The sequence below is a fragment of the Bradyrhizobium sp. I1.14.4 genome (assembly GCF_050435825.1).
Classification (GTDB): Bacteria; Pseudomonadota; Alphaproteobacteria; order Rhizobiales; family Xanthobacteraceae; genus Bradyrhizobium.
Genome location: NZ_JBNDLA010000029.1, coordinates 23,998 through 48,057, shown reverse-complemented (window position 1 = coordinate 48,057; position 24,060 = coordinate 23,998). Strand labels below are relative to the sequence as shown.

Sequence of the window (24,060 nt, the reverse complement as noted above, 5' to 3'; positions counted from 1 at the left end):
TCTCTCTCAGCCCTTGCCGCGCACCTCGTGCATCCGATGAAAGAAACGGGGGAGGAGGCGTGCGCCGCAACGCCAGCCGCAAACAAGCCGCTTTCCACCGTCGTTCATAGCGTACGGTCGCCGGTTACTCTCTTTGTACACTCTAAACGCGAGCTACAACGTCGCTCTTGCGATAGAGCCTCGTACTTCCTGACGCTGCAACCAAGCCCGTAGGCTTACGATTGCAGCTCAGGAAGGTGTTCCGTACCGGTAGGAATATGCAACGAGCAGCGATAGGTCTGCGCGGCCAGCCATTTAGACTTGGATACTGCCCAGAATGCCGCCGCGCGAACCCGGTTCGGCCAATAGGTGAGATCGCTGTAAAGACCCGAAATCAGCTGCGTATGATCCGTCAAAGGTCTTTCCAGACGTTCCCATTCTCGCAGTGCTGATGGAATGTCTCGAGCCCATTCGAGGCGCGTCGCCAGGCTGAGCGCATTCATCATCGCGCAGGCGCCGCCTTGCCCAAGATTGGGCGCCATTGCGTGCGCCGCATCCCCCAGGATCACCGTGCGGTTGGCCGACCATGACGTCATCTTCACCTTCTCAAATCGGTCCCATCTCGCTTCCCCGGTCAAGCGCTCGACAACGCCGCGTGCACCAGGGAACGCCTCGGCCCACAAATCGTGCTTGAGAGGCACGCTTCTGCCTGCTTCGTCGCTCTGCAGCGTTGTCAGAGCAACATACAAATCCGTGTCGCTGCAAGGCACCACCAAGATCCTACGGTGACCTGCCCAGTACTCCACGCTTGTCGAGGCGTCGGGGCCCGAAACCTCGTCCGCCGTACGACGTGTAATGGTCCTGATGGCGCCGTCCTGCATTAGCTGGCGACGATAGGGGATCTCCAATTGGTCCCGCAAACGCGAGCCCACGCCATCCGCGATGATGACGAGATCTGCGCGCAGGACGCGGCCGTTCAGAAGGTGGATCTCGCCCGCCGTCGTCACGCCCGCCACGGCGGATCCAAGGACAATCTCGGCACCAGCCCGTTTAGCCGACGCCAGAAGGGCAGCCATCAAACGATGACGGGTGACCTCATACATGCGCTGCATGCGTACTCGGGATGAGGTCACGCGCCCAAATTGATCGCGCGTCTGGAATCGATCCCCCATCCAAGCCCCGCGAATGGTATCTGAATCCGCATCCAGCACCCTGAGCACTCGCAGCGCATTCTCGAAAATCGAAAGACCCGAGCCAACAACACGAACCTCGGACATCCGCTCATGCACACGGACCGTCCAGCCTCGTTGCGCAAAGGCGATTGCGGCCGAAAGACCTGCTATTCCTGCTCCAATGATTTCAACATGACGACGATCACTCACGCTTAGAAACCTCCCCTGCAAGCCCCATATCTATTCGCACTTTGGGGCGAGTCCCTTCTGCCGGCCTTATTCAGGCGCAGCTCGCGTTTGGCTGGTCTGCTTCATCTTCTTCAGACAAGGCCAAGTGAAGCAATGGAGATGGAGGCAGATTTCCTCCATCTCCCATCTGCAACGCAGATTTAGCGCCTCACTGCGCACAATTGATCACGTCGACGCGCGCTCCCAGAACTTCGGAATACTTCCGTTTCGGGGCCAGACTTGCGGAAACAGATCGCAGCCGAACCTGTCTCCATGCTTGAGCCCTGGATCCCAAATGGGCTTCGGACCGATCTCACGCACCGCATAGGTAGCGTCGTCGCCGGCGTAGCGAAACGCGATCGCCCGGCGTCGCCGGTCCGACGATGAATTTCCCGGAGCACCGTGAAGGACAAGAAGGTTGTGGAAGAGAGCATCCCCGGGCTCGAGATCGAAATGCACGATGTCATAGGCCGAGCGGTTCGCCTCGATATCAGGCATGGGAACGAATTCCGCCGTGTCTCCATCCTCCCCCGTCGTAAAGTCAACCGGGCGATACCAGACGCCTGGGCGATGCGAACCACGAACGTATTCGAGCGCACCGCTCTCCAGCGTAACTCGGTCCAGAGGCACCCAGACCGAACATACCTGACGTCCATTGTACCAGCCGTACGGCTGGTCCTGATGCCAGGGCGTTGGATCCGGGGTATTCCGATCCTTGGAGAATAGCACGTCGGCCATCAGGTGAGAGATATTCGAGCGCATCAACTGCGCGGTGATGGATGGAATCGAGGATTCCGCCTGCAATCTCCAGAACGCCGGATTGCGGGTCCACATGAATGTATCGTACGCAAACTTTCCGGAGCGACCTTGGGGTCCGGGGTGATTGAGCACCTCCTCCATCGCATCCGGCAGTTCGCGGATCCATTCAGGACCAAGCACCCCTCTCAAGCAAACAACCCCATCCGCCTCATATCGATCGAGATCGGAAGCACTGACTTTGTAATCGTTCTCAGATACCATGGCACATCCTCCACAAGATAAATGGTTCCTTTTCGCCGCGCAGAGACACCGCTCTCGTTCTGTTGGTGCTAATGCGCTCATGACGACAATCTCTCGTCGTATGAGATCAAGCCGACTCCACCCATCCATTCCTTGATCGGCTCGTAGACGATGGTGCGGCTCGGAGCACCGCCAAGCGCGCCCATCATCATCACCCACATCGCCATTTCGTGGCCGCCGTTACCTCCATCCCTTTCGATGTCCTCATAGGTCATTTCGAGCAGCTGTTGCTTGTCACCGCGCTCGAAAGCAGCAAGCATCTTGCGGTCCCATGCCTCGTTGATCAGGTTGCGACCGCTTGCTGCCATGTCCGCTTCGCGCTTGAGGATGAGGTCGCGCACACCGGGATCCAGCTCCCGGCCACCGGGCCCCTTGCGCTGCACCTCCAGCATCCGTCGATTGAGCTCGTCACCCTTCGGGCCGTCTTCCTTGGCGAATGGCGGCCAATGCGAGATCCCGCCGCTCGCGATCAACGCAATCCGCTCGGAGCGACGCCCAATGACGCGACCAATTAGCTCTCCCAGGGAGTAGCATCGGGCCATGGTCGGAAGCGGAGGTGCGAGGCAATTGGTGAAGATAGGAACAATCGGCAGATCGCGCTCGGGCCGCAGATACTTCAGGGGCATCAGCACATTATGAACTAACTCCGCTGGGCCACAGCGGCTCAGATCAAACCCGCTGCGCACCGCCTCGCGGTAGATATCCCTCGCGTAGTTTGCATTGCCCGGGATGCGATCTCGCTTCAACTGAAGCCAAGCCTCGGCGCCGGCCGGCGGCCCCCAGTGCTCGTCTGCGATCGCGATGGTGAAGGTCGGCATATTGTCCAGACCGAACATATCGAAGTGATCATTGACCAAGGCGATCACCAGGTCGGGGCGGGCTGCGTCGAGGATGCGCCTCGCCTCCGCGAAGCCAGCCATGAGGCGCTCAACTTGCTCCTTCGGAGCAACCGGAAGCCCATTTCCGAGCCCTGGCGTGTGCGTCATGGCGAACGCAGCGACAACTGATCCCGGCACCTTATTGCGCTCCATTGAATTCTTCGTCCTATTCTAGGTTACATATGTTATTACATATCTTATGTCAATGTCATTTTGCGACGATGCAGCCACCTCCGCAGACTCCGCCGATCTACGCTGGTCTCGCGTGACGCACATCGTGCTCGAGCCATTCCTGCTCATGACGATTTCGATCAGGCGAAGTTGGCCTAGCGGGGCGGCGCGCGCATCGACCTAACCGGGTCGACAGGCCCGCATCGTCGAGGCACGTCTTCCACGCGCAAGACATGGAGCTCACAGGCGTGAGCACCTGCGATGCCTCGATGCGTCGGCAGGGCCATTCGGCGAGGCGTGAGGCGATGCTTCCGCACACCATTGGCCTGTGTGATCGGATGCCTTCGAGGATTGACAACTCTCGTCAAGACTTGATCAGTACTTGGCGATCGGTTGCCTTGAATTCGCCTCGGGCGATGGCTTCCAGAGCGGAATAATTGCGGTCGCCCAAACGCGGGTATCTCCCTTCCCCGAGTCGGGGAATGTGCCTTTCGATATCAGTTGGTGCGTGGCCCTCAGAACAATTTCCATAGTTCCGAAATTGTACCCCAGCAGACCACCCACCCCGACCTGAGCGGCGGGACTTGTCCGGAAGGACGAGCCAGGCACGAGCGGAACAGTTTGCAGATCCCAGGATCCGAAGCCGATCGCGCCCAGTTTCCAATCACCAAACGTATGAACAAGGGTCCAATCGGAATTGAAATAGTTGGCTGTCTTGTAGCCGCCTGCCCCCTGGGTCGTAACTCCTAAAAAATTGTTGGCCGATATGATCCAGCCGTTCGCGAGATAGCTGATGTTCACCATTGTTTCAAAAGCAGCACCACTCCTCCCTCCGCTCGGAGGATTCACGACCTCGGTGTTGACTGGCAAGTAAGCACTTTCGCCAAGCGCCAGATAGAAACCGTTGCCTAAGTTCCACGAAAGCGTAATCGGATTGATGTATGGATTGAAAGCGCCCTTCAAATGGAGATCGGCCCGGTGTCCCGGCGTTTCGATTCCAACCGTCATGAGTGGAAATCCAATCGTCGCTCCATAAGAGGCTCCGAGAACATTCCAGCCAGGCACCCAGGTGAAGAATGGTGACTCGCCACCGCTTGATATGGTCGCGTCCGCAGTGCCGGCCCCGGAGCCGTAGTACACTGTGTTCGCGAAATAGATACCAGGCGGCGGCAGAGCGCCCCCGGGATTGCCGGTCGTCGCGCCCGGAATAACCCAGGAGCCTGCCAATGCCGGCATGGACGACGTACTGAGGAGTGCCGCAAACGCTAGGGTCAGATACTTCTGATTGACAGACACTTTCTTCTTCCTCCCTGTTTTAATTTTTCTTTGGTCGTTTTTGATTTGTCACAAGACGAACGGGCTAACATGCTCGCGTCTTGTCTGCGTCTGACCGCAAGAGCGGCCGACAACCGCCTCCTCGCCGATGGCTAGGGAGCTGTGAACAGTGGGAAAGGAACGAGAGCGCAGACGCACTTCACGCGTGAACCGGAAGATTGCCGAACGAGCGCGCTCTCGGTCAAATGCGGAAGCGACTACAGGTCATCTGCGGACGGATGCGACGCCTTCGCAGAGTTCGTTCCTGCGCCTTCGCTTCGTCGCCATGTCATCCCTCCAGTCCAACCGCTTTGGACCTCACAGCAGTGCCACCATGCGACGACCAACGTCGTGTAACGGACGGGCGCACCACCAGTGCAAGCGCAGTCGCGGCGATCATCCCGAAGACCAGCGTTGCCAGCGCGAGCGCGAAGAACCCACCGCGCACGTCCTGAGCGAGATCAATCATCAACGCGACGAACATGGGCGACAGGAACTGGCCGGAGAAGAATGAGGTTACCCAGCCGCCACCACCAATTCCGCGCCGTTCCGGCGGCAGAGCTTGTATGGTGGCCGCCGACATAGCCGGGACAAAGACGCCGCAGCCAACCTGGTTGATGAAGGCTCCTGCAACCACGAGCGGCAGCGCGTCGGTGGCGGCGGCAAGTCCAAGGCCTACAGCCCCGACGCCGCCCGCAACCCCCATGATGAGCGAGGTCGGGACTCGGTTCACAAAGCGGAAAGTGAAGGCTCCGATGGGATTACCGAGGCCAGCAATCGCAATCAGAAGACCGAACTGTGCCGAAGACTTCACTCCGACCGCGGACAGGAGAACCGCAAATTGGATGGGAACCACATAGAACATCACCGCGCTCAGAACGGTCAGAAGACATAGGAGCAGCACCTTGGTCATGGCCGTTTTGCCGAGCCGCCGATCCGTCACGCACGGCGGCACGATTGCCGTCCGCGGGGGCTCGAAGAGACTTACGGCGGCCGCCAGGGCAACGAGACCGCTCACGCTGTAGACCGCAAACGGTGCCCGCCAGCTGATCTGACCGAGCATGCCGCCCAGGACGTAGAGCACCGTCGCGCCAAGCGCCGCGGCAGATGTCTGGTAGGCGATCCAACGCGATCGCCTTTCATCTTCAAAATAGCCGGCGATAAGAGCCAAGTTGGCAGTCAGAATTGCAGCTTCGGCAACGCCGAGGGCCAGCCGAGCGATGATCAACGTCGACAGGCTATCCAACCACATCGGTGCCACACCGAGCACAGCATATGCCAGGAGAGCAGTGATGAGCGTATGACGTGATCCAATGCGATCGATCAGCGCTCCTATGATCGGAGAACATATCGCCACCGCAAGCGCCGGCGCCGTCAGCGCCGCCGCGGCGAGATATTCACCACCAGGTTCATTGGCGAAGGCCTCCTTGAGGATTGACGCGATCGGCGAGATCAGCACAACCCCCATCACGGGCAGTATGGAGGCTAGGATAATCACCGTCCCCTGTGCGACGCCGGCAGTTCGCGGCGCTTTTTCGAATTCGTAGTCCATGTTCCCTCCCCCAGATTTTTTTTAACGTGCACGAAGAAATCGCGCGACCTGCGCGAGCCACGGATGGCCAGGCTCGATCGCGCGCTCACTGGTGTCGAAGTGATCGTGCCCCTCCAGGTCCTGAAACACGACAGGCACCGATACAGCCGACAGCGCCTGCCGCATCCGTTCGGCTTGTTCCCGCAACGGTGGAAAGTCCAATTCGCCGACACTGATCAGAAAGGGCGGAGCCCCCGGAGAGACATGGGCGACTGGACTCGCGATGGTGGCATCCAAAAGGTCCGCCAAGAGCACGCGATGGCTTTCCGTCGCTTGCTGGGGATCAGGGAGCCTGAGGTCGAAGGGAGCGCTCGTGGCGATACAGCCCTTCACGACGTCGCGCGGGAGGCCATGCGCAATAAGGGCATCCCGTCGCAACGCAGCCAGGGCCATCAGGTGAGCGCCAGCGGAATGACCACCGACGTATAGACGTGAGCGATCGCCGCCAATTGCTTCGGCACGCTCGTAGACCCATGCGATCGCCCTCGCACAATCATCAAATGGGCCCGGAAACTTGATCGCCGGCGCAAGGCGGTAGGACACCGAAACGAAAACTGCCGGGAGCGCTGTCATGGCCGGAGCCATGAACGCCATCCATTCCTTGTACCCAGCAATCCAGGAACCGCCGTGCGCGAAGATCAGGATGGGCACCAAGTTGTCGTGGCGGACCTCAGGGAGAAAGACGTCGACTTTTTGCCAATAGTCGGAGCCGTAGGCTTGGTCGAGCAGACCGCGATGGGATGACAGAACCGGACGGGATTTTGCCAGGACCCGCTCAGCATAGGCCTGACCTTCCGGACGGCGCAGAGGCGCCTGGAGTGGCAGATCATGGAGCGCCATAATCGCCTCGCAGTCTCGCGGGCGTGTCGGCCGATGTCACATAACTCGACTCGAATACCATGTTTTGCCCTCCTGCCAGGAAGCTTGCTACATTGATATGTGATTACATATTTTAAATCATATATTTTGACAACGTGAATCTTGCCGAACTGCTAGTTCCGCAAGATCGGCTACTCCGGCTCTGCAATTTGGTGCGGTTGGATGCTTCGATGCCGCTGGGTGATTTCAAGCAGGCGCGCGGGGCTGCCGTGGCAGCCTGCCACGAGCACATCGACGTCGAACAAGAAAATATTACATATGTTGCAATATGTTATTCGGGATTTCTTGTTCCGGAAACTTGCTTGGATGAGCGCATTTCCACCAGAATTTCAGACTGGGCTGGAGATTGTTGCGGACCCGTCAATTGACTCCGAATAGCAGCGCAAGCTACCCGATGACATATGTAGATTCCCACTTCTACTGCTTCTTGGAGTAGCCCAATGAGTCGCATCCGCCGAGGCGCTGATACGAACGACACCACACAGGAGCCGCCGAGCATGCGCGGCTACCTGCCGCACTATCTCAGTCGTCTCATAAACATTCTCAACCTGCGGCTTCTCGAACACTTGCGGCCTCTCAACATCACAGTGCCGCAGTTTCGAATCATGCAGATGCTCGATGCCAGAAAATCGGCGAGCGTGGGAGAAATCTCGCATGACACTGTCATTGAGCAATCTGTGGTCAGCCGCATCATCGTGCAACTGGAAGAGCGAGGTTATGCCGTGCGAACAAAGCGCGCTGACAATGCGCGTATCGTCGACGTACGCCTCACGCGAGAGGGACAAAAGGTCTACAATGGACTGCCGCCGTTCTATTTGGCTATCGTTGACGATGCGACGAGCGTTTTGAGTCCAGCAGAAAAGAAGCTTCTCTCGGAACTCTTGAAACGCATTTTTGATCACGTCGTAACCCCCCGATATCCATGGCTTGAAGCGCCTTCGAGGACGCCGGGCTCGAAGCGATAAGCCCTTGATACGGAAGGCCACAGTAGCAAGGCCGAGCACGCCGCCGCCTCTCTGTATTCTAGCAGACGAAGCTTACGCAGCCCAACTCGCACGGGGCACTGCCGCGGTGTGGATGCCCGCGGCAGTGCCCGGATCCGCGCGGATGTCTAACGGCCTGCAGCCGATGTCTCGCCGATCAGATCGAAAAGCTCCTCGGCTACTCGCAGGGGAAGCTCGATACCAGGGAAGTGCGTATCGCCGTCTAGGCGAGTGTAACTGAACCACGGGTTACGCATGCGAAAATCCGCGTGGACCATCTCGTATGCAGCGATCTTGGGATGCGAAAACACGTGCCGGATCGGACGTGGGACGGTGAGCTTCTCCATGCGCCCCATCGGCGAACCCCAGGTGCCGTAAGCCTTCTCGATCACGCGGCCTGCACGGGCCCACATGTCAAACCCGTGGCCCCCACCCTCGTAACGCACGTGGTCGAGGACGGCTTCGTTGGTCGTACCGGCCAGCCACGTCTGCACGAGCCCGTCACGTCCAGCCTGCCAAGTCTCGGGCTTTTGAATGGCTCGTAACCCCGCCACGAACTCGGGCGGTGCAGGCGTCATGATGAAATCGAGCAGCATCGCCTGCGGCACCCGCCTGGGTCCGAGCTTCTCGGCAAGGTCCAGCGCAACCCACCCACCATGAGCATGCGACAGTGGCACAAAGGTGTCTACCTCCAGCGCCTCCAGCAACCCAATCGTGTCGCTGACCTGCTCGGCGACTCCGAAGTCGCCGACCGGATCCCGGTCGGGCCCGTGGCCGCGCCACAGGACACGGATCACCCGGCGATGTGGTCGAAGATGTGGGAGAAGCCGGTCCCAGGCGCGGTGGTCGTGCCCCCAGCCGTTGAGCAGGACGATCGCCGGCTTGCCAGGTGCGTAGCCCTGATCGTCGAAGCCAATTTGAACACCATTGATCGTCTTTATGTTGATCATGTTCTCTTCCTTCTCATCTTGAGGTGGTCACTGATGTTGACGGGTCAGGCGCAGGTAACCGCCTATCGAACTGGCTAGGGGAGCACTTGCACGTGCCGCGCGCCGGATGAGTGCGGTCGCCAGTGCGGATCGGCGATTGCACCGTTCCGGATGAACTCGCCCCAGTACCTGCGCGATCGCATTCCGATGGGATCGATGTCAGCGGTTGGCAGACCGCGGAGCATCGGGGAATCGCGCCAAGCCTGCGCATCTCCGAACAGGAGCGGCAGATCGATGCAGTGGCAGGCGCCGAAGGGATTATGAGGATGCAGGCGATCGACCCGGTAACAATAGGTGCTGGCGCCGGCGTCCGCGAGCAGATCCGCGAACCGGAACATCGGAATATCAAAGACCCTCTCCTGGATACGGCGCTCTATCTTCGACGCCAGCCGGGGCCCGACGATCGGCCCTCTTCGGAGGGCGGAAAAGACGGGATTTGCAACGTAGAACGCAGACATCTCGTCCGCGGTGCATCCGATCATCACCCGGATCTCTGACGCGCGACGTCTGACGGCTTCCTGCCACCGGTCGAAATCGGGAAGTGGTTCGACCCCGCTGATAGGAAGGAATGGTGGAGCAGAATTCAGTCCTCCGGGTCCGGCAAGCTGTCGCGCGGTTTGTGCCTGGGCTGCCAGAAGATCAGTCACCCGGACGCGACGCGGATCGGAGCCAAGCTTCTGAAGAAATACCCTGCCCACCCGCTCCGCCTGCTCGCGGCTCTGGAAACCGAGTCCGAGTGGCGCGCTCTGCAAAATCGCGCCGGTGAACAGCCTTCGGGTCCTTTCGATTCCCAGCATCGCAACGACGGATTGGGCACCCGCCGACTGCCCCGCCACAGTGATCTCGACAGGATTGCCGCCAAATGCGGCGATGTTGTCGTGAACCCATTCGAGGGCCGCAATCTGGTCGAGCAGGCCCAAGTTGCCGGCCGATATCCCCGGTGCGCGGAGATATCCGAGGACGCCGAGCCGATAGCTGATCGACACCACGATGATCCCGGTTTCCCGGACAAGTTTTGCGGCGTCGTAAACCTCCCACTCTCCGCTGCCCGAAACATAAGCGCCGCCGTGGATCCATACGAGAACCGGACAGGGTCTGGCGTCCGCGTTGGCTGGCGCCGTGACCCGCAAGATGAGGCAGTCTTCGGATTGCGAGAGCCGGTTCGGAGACCCCATGACGGATTCGAGCCGGGAGGGCAGTTGTGGCGCGATGTTGCCGGGACTGGTTGCATCGAGGATGCCGTCGTGGCGAGGTTCGCGCCCCGGCGCCGCGAAGCGGTCGGCCCGAGCGTACCGAATGCCATGGAAGATCAAGACGTTGCCTACCTGCCGACCACGCCACGTCCCCGAAGGTGCCGTCACTTCCTCCATATTTCCTCTCCTCATCGCAAGTCGACTTGCGTTAAGGAGAGACTAAGATTTTGTCGTGCGTATTGCAAGTCTTCTTGCGATAATCCGGAAATGACGGACGAAACGAACAACACCCATCGCGGCGCGATCCGCGGCAGACGACTGCAGAAGGCCGTGCTCGACGCGACGATCACGCGCATCGAGCAAGTCGGGATCGACAAGGTGCGGATCAACGATGTCGCCCTGGCCGTCGGCGTGCACGAAACGTCCATCTATCGCAGGTGGAAGACGTTGCCGCGACTGCTGGTCGACGCCCTGATCTCGCGGATATCGGCGGCAGTCCCGATCCCCGACTCGGGATCCGTCCGGGCGGACCTCCAGGCATTCCTGCGCGACCTGGCCCGCTTCGTCGCAACCCCTGCCGGCACCGCTCTCGTTCGCGGGACCGTGGTGTCGGAGACCGACCCGGAGGTCGAGGCAGCTCGACGAGAGTTCTGGCGACTCCGTCTCTCCGCGGCCGAAGAGATCATCCGACGAGGACAGGCCCGCGGCGAGGTATCGCCGGCTGCAGATCCTCAGGTGGTCGTGCTGAGCCTAGGCGGGCTCGTTCACATCTACGCCACCCATCTCGGACGCCGTCTACCATCGCGGCTGATCGGCAACGCCGTTGACATGGTCGTTCGAGGAATCGAAACGCCAAGCGCGCGTTGACCTCTCGTCAGTTCACGTGGCGCGCTTTGGTACGTTGAATTGCCGGGGAGCAGGAACATCACTCCGACAGATCCGTTACTTTGAGGGGACACTTGGTCGAAGACGTATCCTGATCTGGTGCCCACAACCGATAGCTCAGGCTCGCTGAAACAGAGAACCCTTTGGAAACAGATGAAAGATCAACCGGTCCGCCAGCGGTCGAACCTACCCTGTTGCTTCATGAAACACGTAATCTCAGCGTCCATCGAGCAGCAGCTCAAATCTGAGCCCTATGGAGTTTCGAGAGGCTGGCGGGATTAGCTTTGGGCCGGTGTCAACTGAACCGGGAACAGGCCAACGACGTTGTTCTGGATACCGATGGAATTGGCTTCACCAGCTTCAATGTGTTCATCGATGGGGTGTAGCGAGGCGGCCGAACTTAGGACTCCACGAAGTCTCCGCTCCGTCTAGACGACGCCATGAATATTCCAATCAGATGAGCGCTGTGCCGGAGCGCTAACTCGACACGTAGCGTGTGCAAGCCACCCTTGCGGGCGAAAAATCGACGAGAAGGGCAATGGACACCAACCGCACTAGCCTGCAGTCCCTCTCAATCCTGCCTGTGACGGTTTGACGGATGCTGGTACTCAGAAGGTCGAGATGATTTCCCGCGTACTCTTTGCGCGTCTTGTAGCGAGAAGCTGAATCCGGCTATAGATATCGCCAGAAACAGCAAGTCCACGGCGAGGATCGACAGCGACGAGAGCGGTGTTTCCGAAGCCCAGGCACCGAATGTGACGAGCCCGCCCATGAAGGCGATGCAGCCAGAGGAATAAAGCCACGCCGCCGTTGCCCGCGGCTCGATTGTCAGACCTATCCAAATTCGAACTACGCCTGACGCCATCAGGAGTGCGGAGAACGGGATCTGAGACGACATTTCGCCATGGGTCTCGCCAACGAGGAGCGAAAGGCCGACACCGACGTACGTGGCCCCACTCACCATCCAGTCGGCATAGATCTCCGTCCGGCCAATCTTCCCGATGAAAAGGATAATCGCCGCGCCGGCGAATGTCGCCAGACTGCCCGGAGCATCCTGAAAGAACGTCGCCCCCGGCGCGAAGGCTTGGGCGAACGCGAGTATGCTGAAAGCCAGGAGAACACTTGCGAGAATCGAAAGCCGTAGCCAGTCGTGATCGCGACGGAAGCGATGCGCGTGAGCGCGCCGGTAGCCGGCAAGCACGTCCCTCAGCGTATCCGTGGACACGCAAGGAGTCCTATTTCGTCGTGTGAGAGCCATAGGGTGACGTCCTCGCGTTCGTGACCTAGGGCTACCCGACCATGTTCGCATTTCATGCCTGACGAGGACCGGGCTCGGTCGTTCCCGTTGGCGTACACAAAGCCGTCCGTAGATATTGAATTCGTAACCAGCTCGATCTCGAGGCCAATGCAAAGGCGGCTGATCTGGCTAAGTCCGGCCGAGTCGTTAGCGCACTATAGAAGGTGGAGAGACGCTGAGTATGATCCATTGGCCTCTCTCTCTCCTCCCAACGGTTGAAGGCGATCTCAACGGTTGGCTCTTCGTCCAAGGCGATCGCAAGGCCGAGCTTGTTCATCATTGCATACGCTCCCCCTTGACCGAGATCGGGGGCCATTGCATGTGAAGCGTCGCGGAGGGTAGCAACTCGTCCCCGAGACCAGCGGGATAGCTTGACGACTTGAAATCGATCCCAACGTGCGTCACCGTCAAGCCTTTCGATGAGCGCCTCAAGACATGGAAAAGAGGCCTTCCAAAGACATTTATTCATAGGAATCGATTTTCTAGGAGAGTCTTGATCTAAGATCGTAAGCGCGACGTAGAGTTCGGTTTCACTGGATAGGGTCACCAATATGGGCCGCTGGCCCGACCAATGTTCGATGTTCTTGGCGCCGTCTTCCGATACAACTTCAGCGGAGGTTGGAGGAATCATGATGCGAATAGCGCAATCGGCGAGCCGTTTGCGACGGTAGGGTATCCCAAGTCGGTCGCGCATTCGCGAATGCACGCCATCGGCAGCGATGACGACATCCGTCTTCATCCTATCTCCACTCGCTGGGGGCAACCTCGCTGCTCTCATTAACCGACACCACATCCGAGTTTGTGACGATTTCCGCGCCGGCGCGGCCTGCAGCACCCGCTAAAGCGGTAAGAACTTGCTGACGAGTGACCTCATACATACGAGTCGGGTACTTGGCACGGGACATCGTTCGGCCATGGGCCATCACGCGTTTCAAATTCTAAGCCGCGGCTTGCACGGCGCACGGTAATCTTCTTCGGCTCCGATGGCTTGGAGCAGTCGGAGTCCGTTCTCGAATATAGATAATCCGAAACCGACGGCCCTCATCTTGGCCGTTCGCTCATGGACGCGAACACTCCACCCGCGCGCACACAGCGCTGCCTCTGCTGTCAGCGCGGCGAGGCCTACCCCAACGATCTCAGCGTGCCGGTTCCGCATCGTTATGCCCCTTGGATCTCAAAACTGATCGGAATGCGTCGCCTCAGAAAACAACCAGGGCACTTCGACTGACCCGGACCTTTAGAGGGATGAAGCCGAGCACAGTTTCCGCACGAATGCCGCCAATCCAATATTTGCGACCGAATATGTTTTTGCATATTATATCGCATATGACGAGATTGCAACAGTCTTCTGACCCAGCCGTCGCCATTTGCTTTGGCTGGCGCTCCGCTCGGCAACGACACGACTTCATTCAACTAGATGGCGGAGAGCAGATGAGGAGGAGAGCGGAAGTCGTCGGAGCCGGCAGCGTCGGACTTGCAGTTGGGACCGCGTTAGCGCAGCGTGGATGGGAGGTGCGAATTCACGAACGCAGCTCGATGCTTCGGGAAACAGGGGCCGGGCATTTATGAATGGGAAAATGGCCTTCGCGTTCTCGAAGCACTCGGCGCACATGACGAGGCACTCGATGGCTGCCATCACGGGTTTATGCGAGAGACTCAAAACGATGAGAACAAAACTATCGCAAGCGTTCGTAGGGACGGCAATTCGGTTGAGTGTACAGAAAACAACCTTAGGTGATGAACACCTTTGGAGGGACTATGATTCAGTTGATCACACCACCGTCGTATGGAGCGTTTTCAAACACTCTCGTTGAAATGCATCGATTGCGGCATCGTGTTTCCAAGCTCCGCATGGCGTGGGACGTTCAAACCAGCGGCGACATGGAGATAGACGATTTCGATGCACTCCATCCCGCCCACCTAACGCAGCTTTCTGACAACGGCCAGGTGCAAGGTTCCGTTCGCCCCCTGCCCACTCTTGGCCCGACCATGCTTCGCGACACCTTTCCCGCGCTCCTTGGAGGCCAACCCGCGCCGTCGACTCCTCTGGTTTGGGAAAGTAGTAGATTCGCAATCGATGTTGCTACCGACGCTCCGAAAGGAGATCACGGTATAACTCGTGCCGCTTACGACCTGTTTCCTGGAATGGTCGAGTTCGGGCTTTCACGACAACTCACTGATATCGTGACCGTCACGGATGCACGAATGGAAAGATTCCTTCGACGAGCCGGTTGGCCCCTGCGACGCATCGGCAAACCTTCCACAATTGGCACTACCTCAGCCGTGGCGGGTTACCTTTCGATTTCGAACGAAATTCTCTCCAACCGTCGTAAGGCTGGCGGCCTTTCGACGCCGGCTCTTTGGACGCCGGTGATCTGCGCGGCTGCCTAGAGCCATCCACGTCAACAAACGAGATATATGTCCCCGCCCGGTGCGGGGAGGCCGTCTGGAGCGGGGACGCCGTGTCTCGGGGTTTGCTACCGAGTTACGTACATGACCGAAGCTGAGAATAGAAGCGATCGGCGGAAAGCAGCACGAGCGATTGACCTGCAACACCTTCGATTGGCCGTGCTTGCCTGTGACTATGGAAGTTTTCGACGAGCCGCCGAAGTGCTTTCGATCAAGCACACCGTCCTGAGCCGGTCCATCGGTCAGCTTGAGTATCTGGTTGGGACTTCACTGTTCGAGCGCTCGAGCGGGGGGATCAAGCCTACTTTCGCTGGCCGAGCGATTCTGCGGATTGCACGGTTGATATTGGAACAAGTGGACACGCTTGTCGACACGGGAACATCTAATGGCCGCGGCGAATACGGTCACCTTACGATGGGCTTCTGCACATCCATCTCGACCGGTAATTTGCGAACCACCTTAGGGGAGTTCAAGAGGCGGCTCCCGCAGATCGAGTTGGCGACGGTGGAGCGCTCTCGCCTTCGTCTAATGACTGCCCTTCGTAGCGGAACCATCGATGTGGTCGTCAGTCCCGGACGTCTGCTTTCAAGGGACACCAAATCACTACCGCTTTGGAGCGAGCGCATCTTGATCTTGCTGCCTCAGGATCACAGCTTGGCAGCACGCGAGATCGTCCACTGGACCGATCTGCGTGACGAAACGATTCTCTTAAGTCAGTATGATCCTGGACGAGAACTTGAGGATCTCTTGATCTCGAAGCTCATACTACCTGAGGACCGTCCTAAGATCGAGCGCCATGACGTTAGCCGAGGCATCATCAAGAGCCTGATAAGTATGGGCATGGGGCTCAGCCTCGTGATGGAATCGGATATTGGAGCGAGCTTCGCCGGCTTGGCGTACCGCGAGTTGCAGGACGGAACGGGACCAAGCCGGTTGGACTTCTATGCGCATTGGCGCGATGACAATGAAAATCCGGTTCTGAAACGTTTCCTCAACCTGTTAACAGAACGCTATCCCTCGTCTCCGCCGGCTCTTGGGGAATGATTGGTTCGTCTCGCCTTTGCAAATCCGCGGTCCGTGGCCATGAAGCGCGTCAACATAGGCGCGATCAACTTCGCCGGATCGATGCGCTGCCCACTTTCGCGCGCCAAGGCCTCTGCATAGGCAACGAGATCCCGATGCACCGCTGCTGGAAGATCAGTGGTGACTTTGACCGGCTTGTCGTCCGGCAGTGCTCCTATTCTAAGCTTGGGCATGCCGTTACCCTCGGTATGGCGCAAGGATGAGGTCACGATTGACAATGACACGCACTGGAAAACCAGGTCGTACGGTCAAAGTCGGCTGGATGTTGAGACTGCGCCGAACAACCTGCTGTCCGGTTTGGTTTAGTGAGTCGGAGGCGCCGCGTCGCAACGCCTGGATGATTGCGCTGTCGTTGCTGTTCGTGTCCGAGCCGGCACCCAGTTCAGTCCCGACCGCCAGAAACGTCGATAGTGCCGCAGCCTTGAACAGCTCGCCCCAATGATTGTCGACTTGGTCTTCGAGGCCTGCATACCCGGCGGTGTCAGCGCCTGGTTGTCGCTCGAGAACGATAGACCGTCCATTCGGCATGATCAGCCGCGTCCAGACGAGCAGGACGCGGGACTGGCCGAAAGTGACCTGGCTATCGTAGATGCCGATCAGACGCGCTCCCTGAGGTACAAGCAGAAAGCGGCCGGTCGGCGTGTCAAAAACATTCTCGGTTACCTGCGCGGTAATCTGGCCTGGCAGGTCCGATCTGATTCCGGTGATCAGGGCTCCCGGAATGACCGTCCCGGCCTGCACGATATACGGTGAAGCTGGCCTCGTGACGCGGTCAGGGCTGACCGTGCGACGGTCCACGGACGTGTTGACGAAGGCAAGCTTGCGGTCCTGACCATTCTGCGCAGATCCGTCGTCGCCAGTGCCCATTGCGTTCGGTGGCACGGCGCGGTCGCTCCCTGCGCCTCCAGCCGTGGGCTGATGCACTTTGCTCCCATTGGGCGAAGCGAACAAATGACTGATGCGGGCTGCCTCGGTCTCCTGGTCCCGGCGCTGCTGTTCCGGATCACCGCCGATCGTCGGCGACTGGCCCTGGGCGGCAAGGATTGGTCGACCAAGGTCGCCAGGAAGCGGCGGACCAAGCTGCGGGGTTGGTTGGCGCGGAACGCCAGTGTAGTCCTTTGGCAGAGCCGTAATGCCGTCGGCGACGTTGTGATGGTCAGTGCTGTAAAGCTCATCGGCCACCTGATTTCGGGAGCGATTGCTCTGCAACGACCACAACACGGCGCCGCCGATGACGAGCAAGGCGACCGCGCTTCCTCCCGCCAGGACCTTCCGCGACAACCTTGTCACGCGCGGATGCTCCGCCTTTAGCCGGAAGCTCCTGGACGGGTCGTCCTGTGTCTGCGGCGGAATCGACTGCTCTTGATCGTTTCGATTCTGGGTATTCATGACGACGGCCTCCCGTCAGTCCTGACAATTCTGACCTTCTGTTGGTGCTCACCGCCGAGCCGCAGTTCCGCGGCAGCAAACAACCGATCGACGATCAACACATTGCCGTAGGCGCGATAGTTGACGAGTTGAGTCTTGCCGTCGGGACCGATGACGAAGAGCGGCGGCATCTCACCTTGGGCAATCCCTTGCGAGAACTCGACGTAGACCTTGCGGCCATCATCATACGCGGCAAGCGGCCGCCAGGGTGGGCTGTCCCCTTCGATCGCGTAACGAAAAACACGCTGGGCCGGATCAGGAAGAACGGGTCTTAGCGTGGCCGCTCGCGATCTTTCGCGAACGGTTTCCGGGTAGTACCAGGCAACGGATGGCATGTATGGCCGCTCGCGGGCTCGGAGTTCCATCAGGTAGGTGCGCCGGTCGGTATTGACGACAAGGTTGGTCTCGATCGATGCCCGGGTGGGCTTCACCAGAATATGGACGCGTCGCGTGTCACCGCTCCCACTTTCGGTATCGCCCACAACCCAGCGCACGGTGTCTCCGGCCGCGATGGGTCCTGATCCCGTCAATTGCTCTCCTTCTTCGAGCGCAATATCCGTGATCTGGCCCGGTGCGGCGTAAACTTGGTAGAGCGCCCCCGGGCTATACGCGTAGATCTGAGCCGCGTTGAAATATCCCCGCTTGCGTGGTTCGACGCGTGCCGCGCTGTTTGCGGTTTCAACCCGGCTTACAGGTTCGGCCTCTTCCTTGCCTCCCGACTTGCCGCCGAGGACTGGTTTCCAAAGCGGAGGAACGTGAAGCGGTTTCGATCTGTCGTCGACAGGCACTGGAGGGGCTGGCAACGCCGGCACTTCAGCGTCATAGCTGATCTCCGGCGGAATATAGGTCGCGCAACCTCCAAGGGCCGACGTACAAAGCAGCAGGGCGGACAAAGCCGCTCGCTTTGAGGTTAGGAAACCGGCGTTGAAACTGCGGTGAGGAATGGAAGGCTTTGTATAAGCGTTCGGCGACGTCTTGATCACTGACCTAGCTCCTTCGACCAGTTAATAGCGCGGACATAGACGCCAAGGGGATTTTTGCGCAGGCGTTCGGCATCGTGCGGCGTCTCGACGACAACCGTGAGAATCGCGGTCCAGCGTTCGGTCGAGCTCAACGAACCGTTGTCGTAGGTGCGCTGGATCCAAGCGACTCGAAAGCTGTCGGGCGACGCACGGATGACGCTGGAGACATCGACAGAGATCTGCGCCTTGCCCAGCTTGGCAAAGGGGTCGTTGCTACGCGCAAAATCGTTGAGCGCGACCGCCCCGCGATCGGTCGTAAAGTCATAGGCCCGGAGCCAGTTCTGGCGCAGAACAATGCCGTCGGTCGGCAGGCCCCTGACATCCTCGATGAAGCGTGCCAGATGGTAGGCGATCTGCGCGTCGGTGGGTTGATAGTCGATGTTGGCCGGCGCAACCCGTTGGGCCTGGCCGAGACGATCGACCTCGACCACCCAGGGCGTGATCAACCCTTGTGCCGATTGCCAGACAAGTCCGATTGCAAGACCGGCGGACAGCGTGAGGCAGCCAAAGGCCATGAAGCGCCAGTTTTTGGCCTGTACGCGTGCGGATCCAATGCGCTCGTCCCATACCTGCGCTGCCTTTTGGTAAGGCGTGACCGGCTTGGGCATTCGCCCGTAATGAACGGAAGGTCGTTTGAACATCGATTATTACCCTCGGGGATCGAGTGATTGGTTTCGGTCGAGTAGTGTCCCGTGTTTGAGACGTCGCAGCCTGCGGCGGGTGACGAAAGCGGCGCTCTGTTGTGTCAGCGCTCTCCTTCGGACAGATCGACTGAGGAGCCACTTCCGCCATGGTCACCGGAGCGCACGGCATGGCCGGCTGCCGACGCACCATGCCGAATGGTCTGGGCGCGTTTCATGCGCCGTGCCCAATCGGGTTGCCCATCCGCGGAAGTGCTAGCGGCAGGCTCACCTGTTTGCCCACTGCTGCCGAATGCAGCCACGGCTCGACGTAACGGGCTCATCACAGCCGAGCCACCCGCCTCCGCGACGCCAGCAAGGCCGCCGCTTCGATACGCCGCGGATGCACCACCCACCATTGCAGCCCCACCACGCCCCGCACCAGCGAGCGCACCACCAGCGAGACCAGCGCCACCGGCGGCAAGGCCGGCACCCGCCGCAACAACACCGCCGGCAGCAAGCCCCGTCCCAATCGCAGCACCGGCGCCGAGCTGCGGTCCGCCCGATACCAGGCCATTCGCAATTCCCGGACCGAAGATGCCGAGACCCAGCAAGGAGAGCGCCGCGAGCACCAGCGTCATCGCATCTTCAATTGTAGGCTGTACGCCGCCAAATCCCGCCGTGAACTGTGAAAACAACGTTGAGCCAATGCCGACGATGACAGCCAGCACCAAAACCTTGATCCCGGACGATATGACATTGCCGAGGACCCGCTCCGCCGCGAATGCCGTCTTGCCAAACAAGCCAAAGGGAATGAGAACGAAGCCGGTCAACGTCGTGAGCTTGAACTCGATCAGTGTGACGAAGAGCTGGATCGCCAAAATGAAGAAGGCGAGCAGCACCACGAGCCATGCGAACAGGAGAACGACGATCTGGACGAAATTCTCGAAGAAGCTGATGTAGCCCATCAGGTTCGGGATCGACTCGAGCATCGGCCTTCCGGCATCGAGTCCGACCTGCGCGATCTTTCCCGGCCGCAGGAAGTCTGACGCTGAAATACTTGATCCAGATGCCTTCAGTCCGAGACCGGCAAAGCTCTCGAAGACGATCCGTGCCAGGTTATTCCAATTGCCGATCAGATACGCGAAGACCCCAACGAACAGCGTTTTCTTGACGAGACGCGCAATGATGTCCTCGTCTGTGCCCCAACTCCAGAAAAGTGCAGCGAGGGTGATATCGATCGCGGCCAACGTTGTCGCGAGATACCCGACCTCGCCGCCCAAAAGCCCGAAGCCGTTGTCGATGTAGCGGGTGAATGTCTCAAGGAACTGGTCGATGATGCCGGTGCCCGTCATGGCTTATCCACCTCCGGCGCCGCGGCGGACGGATATCCTTGCGGCATCCGGCTCTGATCTTTTGGCGCGGCTATCACGCCGGTTGCCGCAGCGGCAGCACCGTCCCGCCTGACAAAGAAGCGACGGCGATTTTCAGCCCAGACCTTCTGGCAATGCTGATAGTCCGCTGCATCTTCGGACGAGACGGTGCGGCAGCGCGCAAGCTCGGATCGGTCAACGTCTTTGGTCTGCTCTGCCGCTGGCGGCGCAGAACTATCTTCTCTGCCACGAAGCTGGATCGCGCAGCCTGCTACGGCCAGCACCCCGACCGACATCAGTAGCGATAGCGCTTTGAATGGGCCTGTATCGGTCATCAGTGGAACATCCGCACGTCCTGAGATTGATAGGCCTGCCCCGGCGTCAGAAACCGCCGGAGCTGTTCTCGCCCCTGATCCTGGGCTGCCGCGCGCTGCGCCGCCTCAAGGCTCTGCGCCCTGCCCTGTGCCGCGACAGTGGCGGTGAGATCTGCAAGCTGCTGCGCCTGAAGCGCGAGGATCTGATTGCCAGCCTGGGTCGCCTGCAGGGCACCGCTGGCACCCTGGCTCGACGTCACGAGCGCCGAGGTCTGGACGCGGTTGGTATCGAGGTTGCCGACGACACCGGCCTGAACCCGGAGCGAGTCCTGCAACGCGGCGACCGAGTTTTGCCAGCGCGATTGAGCATTGGTGATCAGAAGCTGGCTGGACTGGCTGCCGCTCGCCGGCGCATAGCTGGTCGAGAACGCGCGGTCGATCTGCTGGACGTCGTAGGCAATCCGATGGGCCTGCGCCAGCAATTGCTGGGTTCGCTGGATCGAGGATTGCAGTTGCTGGAGCGAGGAGTACGGCAGGCTTGCCAGATTCCTGGCCTGATTGATCAGCATCTGCGCTTCGTTCTGCAACGAGGTGATCTGATTGCTGATCTGCTGCAGCTCGCGCGCGGCGGTCAGCACGTTCTGGACGTAATTGTTGGGATCAAAGACGATCCACTGCGCTCGTGCGGGCGCCGTGACGCAAAGCGTCAGGGCGATCGTGCCCGCGGCGGCGAATAGACCAAGGCGCCTCATTGCGACTTCTCCAGATTGACGAGACTGGGAATCAGGTCCGTGGCCCAAGCGACGCCGCGGTGCTGGAGCCAGGCCGGCACGAAGCCGTCCGCTCCATGCTCGGCGAGGAGCTGCGCGATGGCGGCCTGGTCTGTCTTGGATGAGGCCGCCGTGAAGGCGAGCGCGACCTCACCAAGCCCAAGTTCGAACATCCGGTTGCCGCGGCGAGATTGGCAGTAATAGTCACGCTTGGGCGTTGCCCGGCTCAGAAGCTCGATCTGGCGGTCATTGAGCCCGAAGCGGCGGTAGATCGCAGTGATCTGCGGCTCGATTGCCCGTTCGTTCGGCAGCAATAGTCGTGTTGGACAGCTTTCGATGATCGCCGGCGCGATTGCCGAGCCGTCGATGTCCGAAAGCGATTGGGTGGCAAAGATGACGGAGGCATTCTTCTTGCGAAGCGTCTTCAGCCATTCCCGGAGCTGGCCGGCAAAATCGTCGTCGTCGAGGGCGAGCCAACCCTCATCGACAATGAGAAGCGTCGGACGGCCGTCGAGACGATCGCCGATGCGATGAAACAAGTAGGCTAGCACGGCTGGCGCCGCGCTCGTCCCGATCAACCCTTCGGTCTCGAACGCCTGGACTGATGATTCCCCAAGGCGCTCGAATTCGGCGTCGAGCAAGCGCCCGGAGGGACCACCCAAGCAATAGGGTTGAAGAGCGCGCTTCAAGGAGTTCGATTGCAGCAGGACTGACAGGCCGGTCAGCGTACGTTCCTCCCTCGGCGCTGACGCGAGAGACGTCAGCGCCGACCACAGATGGTCCTTGACCTCCGGGGTGATCTCGACCTTTTCGCGTGCCAGGATTCCACCGACCCATTCGGTGGCCCATCCGCGCTCGGAAGCGTCGTCGATCCAGGCCAGCGGCTGCAACGCGACGGGCTGATCGCCTCCGTCAGACAAGGCACCACCGAGATCATGCCAGTCGCCACCCATGGCAAGTGCGGCCGCCCGGATCGAACCGCCGAAATCGAACGCAAACACCTGGGAGTTCGGGTAACGGCGGAATTGCATTGCCATCAGCGCCAGCAGCACCGACTTGCCCGCACCTGTCGGTCCCACCACCAAGGTATGGCCGACGTCACCGGCGTGAAGCGAAAACCTGAAGGGGGTTGATCCCTCGGTCTTGCCGAACAGGAGCGGCGGACCGCCAAAATGCAGATCCCTCGCCTCGCCCGCCCACACCGCTGACATCGGAATCATGTGAGCCAGATTGAGCGTCGAAACCGGCGGCTGCCGCACATTGGCATAGACATGTCCCGGCAGGCTGCCGAGCCAGGCTTCGACGGCGTTAACCGTCTCGATCATGCAGGTGAAATCGTGGTCCTGAATGACCTTCTCGACTAGGCGCAGCTTTTCGTCCGCGGCACCTGGATCGCCGTCCCAGACGGTGATAGTTGCCGTGACAAAGGCCTGTCCGATCTGATCCGAACCCAGTTCCTGCAACGCAGCGTCGGCGTCTAGCGCCTTGTTGTGTGCATCGGTATCGAGGAGCGTCGAGGCCTCATTGGTCATGACCTCCTTGAGAATGGCCCCGATCGACTTCCGCTTGGCGAACCACTGGCGGCGGATCTTGGTCAAAAGCTTGGTGGCATCGGTCTTGTCGAGCATGATCGCGCGCGTCGACCACCGGTACGAGAATGGCAGGCGATTGAGGTCATCCAGAATTCCCGGCGCGGTCGCGCCTGGAAAGCCGACGACGGTAAGAACTCGCAGATTGGCCGAGCCCAACATCGGCTCGAGACCGCCGGTCAGCGGCTGGTCCGCCAACAACGCATCGATGTACATGGGAATTTCGGGCACGCGAACCCGATGACGCTTGGTCGAGATCGTCGAGTGCAGGTAGGTCAGCGTGGCCTGATCATCGAGCCATGCGCATTCGGGCATGAATCCTTCCAGAAGTCCGAGTACGCGGCTGGTTTGATCGATAAAGCCGCGAAGTACCTCGCGAGCATCGGCTCCAACGGTCCGATCGCGCCCTTCATAGAGCAGTCGCTCTGCCTTGGCTGCGCCCTCCTCCGGAGGCAGATAGAGGAAAGTCAGGAAGTAGCTGGACTCGTAGTGGGCGCCGGCCTCCTCGAACTGGGCCCTGCGCTCGGCGTCGACCAGCGCGGATGCGACATCCGGAAATGTGCTCGGAGGATAGCTGCCGGCAAAATGGCGCTGCGCCTCAACGAACACGGCCCAGCCGGATCCCAGGCGGCGAAGTGCGTTGTTCAGACGACCGGCGACCGCGACAAGTTCAGCTGGCACCGCGCTATCGAGGTCAGGTCCACGGAACTTCGCTGTCCGCTGGAACGAGCCATCCTTGTTCAGGATGATTCCCTTGTCGACAAGAGCAGCCCAAGGCAGGAAATCCGCAAGACGCGCGTTGGAATGGCGATATTCGGCAAGGTTCATCATGAC

23 protein-coding genes are annotated in these 24,060 nt (G+C 59.8%); 5 read left to right on the top strand and 18 right to left on the bottom strand.

The window, feature by feature from the left end; all coding sequences use genetic code 11:
* Nucleotides 1-215: 215 nt before the first annotated feature.
* The 6 genes from ABIB78_RS33650 to ABIB78_RS33625 all read right to left on the bottom strand — a co-directional run bounded on the left by ABIB78_RS33650 (nucleotide 216) and on the right by ABIB78_RS33625 (nucleotide 7,232).
* Nucleotides 216-1,361, bottom strand: a complete 1,146-nt coding sequence (locus ABIB78_RS33650) for an FAD-dependent oxidoreductase (protein WP_429032670.1) — start codon at nucleotides 1,359-1,361, stop codon at nucleotides 216-218.
* A 204-nt stretch (nucleotides 1,362-1,565) separates the two neighbouring features.
* Nucleotides 1,566-2,399 (bottom strand): phytanoyl-CoA dioxygenase family protein, encoded by an 834-nt coding sequence (locus tag ABIB78_RS33645; protein WP_429032668.1) that lies wholly within the window; start codon nucleotides 2,397-2,399, stop codon nucleotides 1,566-1,568.
* A 77-nt stretch (nucleotides 2,400-2,476) separates the two neighbouring features.
* A complete protein-coding gene (locus tag ABIB78_RS33640) occupies nucleotides 2,477-3,469 on the bottom strand; it encodes a hypothetical protein (RefSeq protein ID WP_429032666.1) in 993 nt (330 codons plus the stop codon).
* 393 nt (nucleotides 3,470-3,862) lie between these two features.
* Nucleotides 3,863-4,783: a transporter gene (locus ABIB78_RS33635; protein WP_429032663.1), complete on the bottom strand. Its 921-nt coding sequence runs from the start codon at nucleotides 4,781-4,783 to the stop codon at nucleotides 3,863-3,865.
* Between the two features lie 307 nt (nucleotides 4,784-5,090).
* Nucleotides 5,091-6,353, bottom strand: coding sequence for an MFS transporter (locus ABIB78_RS33630; RefSeq protein WP_429032661.1), 1,263 nt, complete (start codon nucleotides 6,351-6,353; stop codon nucleotides 5,091-5,093).
* 21 nt (nucleotides 6,354-6,374) lie between these two features.
* Nucleotides 6,375-7,232, bottom strand: coding sequence for an alpha/beta hydrolase (locus ABIB78_RS33625; RefSeq protein WP_429032659.1), 858 nt, complete (start codon nucleotides 7,230-7,232; stop codon nucleotides 6,375-6,377).
* Between the two features lie 209 nt (nucleotides 7,233-7,441).
* On the opposite strand from ABIB78_RS33625, the gene ABIB78_RS33620 reads away from it, so the two are divergent.
* Nucleotides 7,442-7,639 carry a hypothetical protein gene (locus ABIB78_RS33620; RefSeq protein WP_429032656.1) on the top strand — a complete coding sequence of 66 codons (198 nt, stop codon included), beginning with the start codon at nucleotides 7,442-7,444 and terminating at the stop codon, nucleotides 7,637-7,639.
* A 72-nt stretch (nucleotides 7,640-7,711) separates the two neighbouring features.
* Nucleotides 7,712-8,236: a MarR family winged helix-turn-helix transcriptional regulator gene (locus ABIB78_RS33615; protein WP_429032654.1), complete on the top strand. Its 525-nt coding sequence runs from the start codon at nucleotides 7,712-7,714 to the stop codon at nucleotides 8,234-8,236.
* Between the two features lie 146 nt (nucleotides 8,237-8,382).
* Here ABIB78_RS33615 and ABIB78_RS33610 read toward each other — a convergent pair whose 3' ends face one another.
* Both ABIB78_RS33610 and ABIB78_RS33605 read right to left on the bottom strand, forming a co-directional pair.
* Complete coding sequence (locus ABIB78_RS33610; protein WP_429032651.1) at nucleotides 8,383-9,204, bottom strand: alpha/beta fold hydrolase; 822 nt, start codon at nucleotides 9,202-9,204, stop codon at nucleotides 8,383-8,385.
* Between the two features lie 74 nt (nucleotides 9,205-9,278).
* A complete protein-coding gene (locus tag ABIB78_RS33605) occupies nucleotides 9,279-10,613 on the bottom strand; it encodes a carboxylesterase family protein (protein ID WP_429032648.1) in 1,335 nt (444 codons plus the stop codon).
* Between the two features lie 90 nt (nucleotides 10,614-10,703).
* On the opposite strand from ABIB78_RS33605, the gene ABIB78_RS33600 reads away from it, so the two are divergent.
* On the top strand, nucleotides 10,704-11,303 hold the full coding sequence (locus ABIB78_RS33600) for a TetR-like C-terminal domain-containing protein (protein WP_429032645.1): 600 nt from the start codon (nucleotides 10,704-10,706) through the stop codon (nucleotides 11,301-11,303).
* A gap of 589 nt (nucleotides 11,304-11,892) precedes the next feature.
* On the opposite strand, the gene ABIB78_RS33595 is transcribed toward ABIB78_RS33600, so the two are convergent.
* Both ABIB78_RS33595 and ABIB78_RS33590 read right to left on the bottom strand, forming a co-directional pair.
* On the bottom strand, nucleotides 11,893-12,546 hold the full coding sequence (locus ABIB78_RS33595; protein WP_429032643.1) for a hypothetical protein: 654 nt from the start codon (nucleotides 12,544-12,546) through the stop codon (nucleotides 11,893-11,895).
* Nucleotides 12,547-12,631: 85 nt separating this feature from the next.
* Nucleotides 12,632-13,357, bottom strand: a complete 726-nt coding sequence (locus ABIB78_RS33590) for an FAD-dependent monooxygenase (RefSeq protein ID WP_429032642.1) — start codon at nucleotides 13,355-13,357, stop codon at nucleotides 12,632-12,634.
* 1,019 nt (nucleotides 13,358-14,376) lie between these two features.
* Between ABIB78_RS33590 and ABIB78_RS33585 the strand changes: the two genes are divergently transcribed.
* Complete coding sequence (locus ABIB78_RS33585) at nucleotides 14,377-15,009, top strand: acyl-homoserine-lactone synthase (protein ID WP_429032639.1); 633 nt, start codon at nucleotides 14,377-14,379, stop codon at nucleotides 15,007-15,009.
* A gap of 102 nt (nucleotides 15,010-15,111) precedes the next feature.
* Nucleotides 15,112-16,071, top strand: a complete 960-nt coding sequence (locus ABIB78_RS33580; protein ID WP_429032637.1) for a LysR family transcriptional regulator — start codon at nucleotides 15,112-15,114, stop codon at nucleotides 16,069-16,071.
* Here the strand turns inward: ABIB78_RS33580 and ABIB78_RS33575 are convergent.
* From ABIB78_RS33575 to trbE, 8 genes are all read right to left on the bottom strand, one after another.
* A complete protein-coding gene (locus ABIB78_RS33575) occupies nucleotides 16,038-16,283 on the bottom strand; it encodes a DUF2274 domain-containing protein (RefSeq protein WP_429032635.1) in 246 nt (81 codons plus the stop codon). The genes ABIB78_RS33580 and ABIB78_RS33575 overlap by 34 nt on opposite strands.
* A gap of 4 nt (nucleotides 16,284-16,287) precedes the next feature.
* The gene (locus tag ABIB78_RS33570) at nucleotides 16,288-17,499 is read right to left on the bottom strand and encodes a TrbI/VirB10 family protein (protein WP_429032632.1); all 1,212 of its coding nucleotides are present in this window, start codon (nucleotides 17,497-17,499) and stop codon (nucleotides 16,288-16,290) included.
* On the bottom strand, nucleotides 17,496-18,482 hold the full coding sequence (gene trbG, locus ABIB78_RS33565; RefSeq protein ID WP_429032727.1) for a P-type conjugative transfer protein TrbG: 987 nt from the start codon (nucleotides 18,480-18,482) through the stop codon (nucleotides 17,496-17,498). Before trbG ends, ABIB78_RS33570 begins: the two co-directional genes overlap by 4 nt.
* Before the next feature lie 35 nt (nucleotides 18,483-18,517).
* The gene (trbF, locus tag ABIB78_RS33560; RefSeq protein WP_429032629.1) at nucleotides 18,518-19,201 is read right to left on the bottom strand and encodes a conjugal transfer protein TrbF; all 684 of its coding nucleotides are present in this window, start codon (nucleotides 19,199-19,201) and stop codon (nucleotides 18,518-18,520) included.
* A 104-nt stretch (nucleotides 19,202-19,305) separates the two neighbouring features.
* Nucleotides 19,306-20,535: a P-type conjugative transfer protein TrbL gene (gene trbL / locus ABIB78_RS33555; protein WP_429032626.1), complete on the bottom strand. Its 1,230-nt coding sequence runs from the start codon at nucleotides 20,533-20,535 to the stop codon at nucleotides 19,306-19,308.
* Nucleotides 20,532-20,888: a putative entry exclusion protein TrbK-alt gene (gene trbK-alt, locus ABIB78_RS33550; RefSeq protein ID WP_429032624.1), complete on the bottom strand. Its 357-nt coding sequence runs from the start codon at nucleotides 20,886-20,888 to the stop codon at nucleotides 20,532-20,534. The genes trbL and trbK-alt overlap by 4 nt, the downstream gene beginning before the upstream one ends.
* Entirely contained in the window at nucleotides 20,888-21,619 is a 732-nt protein-coding gene (trbJ, locus tag ABIB78_RS33545; protein ID WP_429032621.1) for a P-type conjugative transfer protein TrbJ, read from the bottom strand. The genes trbK-alt and trbJ overlap by 1 nt, the downstream gene beginning before the upstream one ends.
* The gene (gene trbE, locus ABIB78_RS33540; protein WP_429032619.1) at nucleotides 21,616-24,057 is read right to left on the bottom strand and encodes a conjugal transfer protein TrbE; all 2,442 of its coding nucleotides are present in this window, start codon (nucleotides 24,055-24,057) and stop codon (nucleotides 21,616-21,618) included. Before trbE ends, trbJ begins: the two co-directional genes overlap by 4 nt.
* Between the last annotated feature and the right edge of the window lie 3 nt (nucleotides 24,058-24,060).

What these genes read in the sequence shown, in the direction of transcription:
- ABIB78_RS33645 (WP_429032668.1), bottom strand. Translation starts at nt 2,399, where the DNA reads ATGGTATCTGAGAACGATTACAAAGTCAGTGCTTCCGATCTCGATCGA.
- ABIB78_RS33640 (WP_429032666.1), bottom strand. Translation starts at nt 3,469, where the DNA reads ATGGAGCGCAATAAGGTGCCGGGATCAGTTGTCGCTGCGTTCGCCATG.
- ABIB78_RS33630 (WP_429032661.1), bottom strand. Translation starts at nt 6,353, where the DNA reads ATGGACTACGAATTCGAAAAAGCGCCGCGAACTGCCGGCGTCGCACAG.
- ABIB78_RS33625 (WP_429032659.1), bottom strand. Translation starts at nt 7,232, where the DNA reads ATGGCGCTCCATGATCTGCCACTCCAGGCGCCTCTGCGCCGTCCGGAA.
- ABIB78_RS33620 (WP_429032656.1), top strand. Translation starts at nt 7,442, where the DNA reads ATGCCGCTGGGTGATTTCAAGCAGGCGCGCGGGGCTGCCGTGGCAGCC.
- ABIB78_RS33615 (WP_429032654.1), top strand. Translation starts at nt 7,712, where the DNA reads ATGAGTCGCATCCGCCGAGGCGCTGATACGAACGACACCACACAGGAG.
- ABIB78_RS33610 (WP_429032651.1), bottom strand. Translation starts at nt 9,204, where the DNA reads ATGATCAACATAAAGACGATCAATGGTGTTCAAATTGGCTTCGACGAT.
- ABIB78_RS33605 (WP_429032648.1), bottom strand. Translation starts at nt 10,613, where the DNA reads ATGGAGGAAGTGACGGCACCTTCGGGGACGTGGCGTGGTCGGCAGGTA.
- ABIB78_RS33600 (WP_429032645.1), top strand. Translation starts at nt 10,704, where the DNA reads ATGACGGACGAAACGAACAACACCCATCGCGGCGCGATCCGCGGCAGA.
- ABIB78_RS33590 (WP_429032642.1), bottom strand. Translation starts at nt 13,357, where the DNA reads ATGAAGACGGATGTCGTCATCGCTGCCGATGGCGTGCATTCGCGAATG.
- ABIB78_RS33585 (WP_429032639.1), top strand. Translation starts at nt 14,377, where the DNA reads ATGATTCAGTTGATCACACCACCGTCGTATGGAGCGTTTTCAAACACT.
- ABIB78_RS33580 (WP_429032637.1), top strand. Translation starts at nt 15,112, where the DNA reads ATGACCGAAGCTGAGAATAGAAGCGATCGGCGGAAAGCAGCACGAGCG.
- ABIB78_RS33575 (WP_429032635.1), bottom strand. Translation starts at nt 16,283, where the DNA reads ATGCCCAAGCTTAGAATAGGAGCACTGCCGGACGACAAGCCGGTCAAA.
- ABIB78_RS33570 (WP_429032632.1), bottom strand. Translation starts at nt 17,499, where the DNA reads ATGAATACCCAGAATCGAAACGATCAAGAGCAGTCGATTCCGCCGCAG.
- trbF (WP_429032629.1), bottom strand. Translation starts at nt 19,201, where the DNA reads ATGTTCAAACGACCTTCCGTTCATTACGGGCGAATGCCCAAGCCGGTC.
- trbL (WP_429032626.1), bottom strand. Translation starts at nt 20,535, where the DNA reads ATGACGGGCACCGGCATCATCGACCAGTTCCTTGAGACATTCACCCGC.
- trbK-alt (WP_429032624.1), bottom strand. Translation starts at nt 20,888, where the DNA reads ATGACCGATACAGGCCCATTCAAAGCGCTATCGCTACTGATGTCGGTC.
- trbJ (WP_429032621.1), bottom strand. Translation starts at nt 21,619, where the DNA reads ATGAGGCGCCTTGGTCTATTCGCCGCCGCGGGCACGATCGCCCTGACG.
- trbE (WP_429032619.1), bottom strand. Translation starts at nt 24,057, where the DNA reads ATGATGAACCTTGCCGAATATCGCCATTCCAACGCGCGTCTTGCGGAT.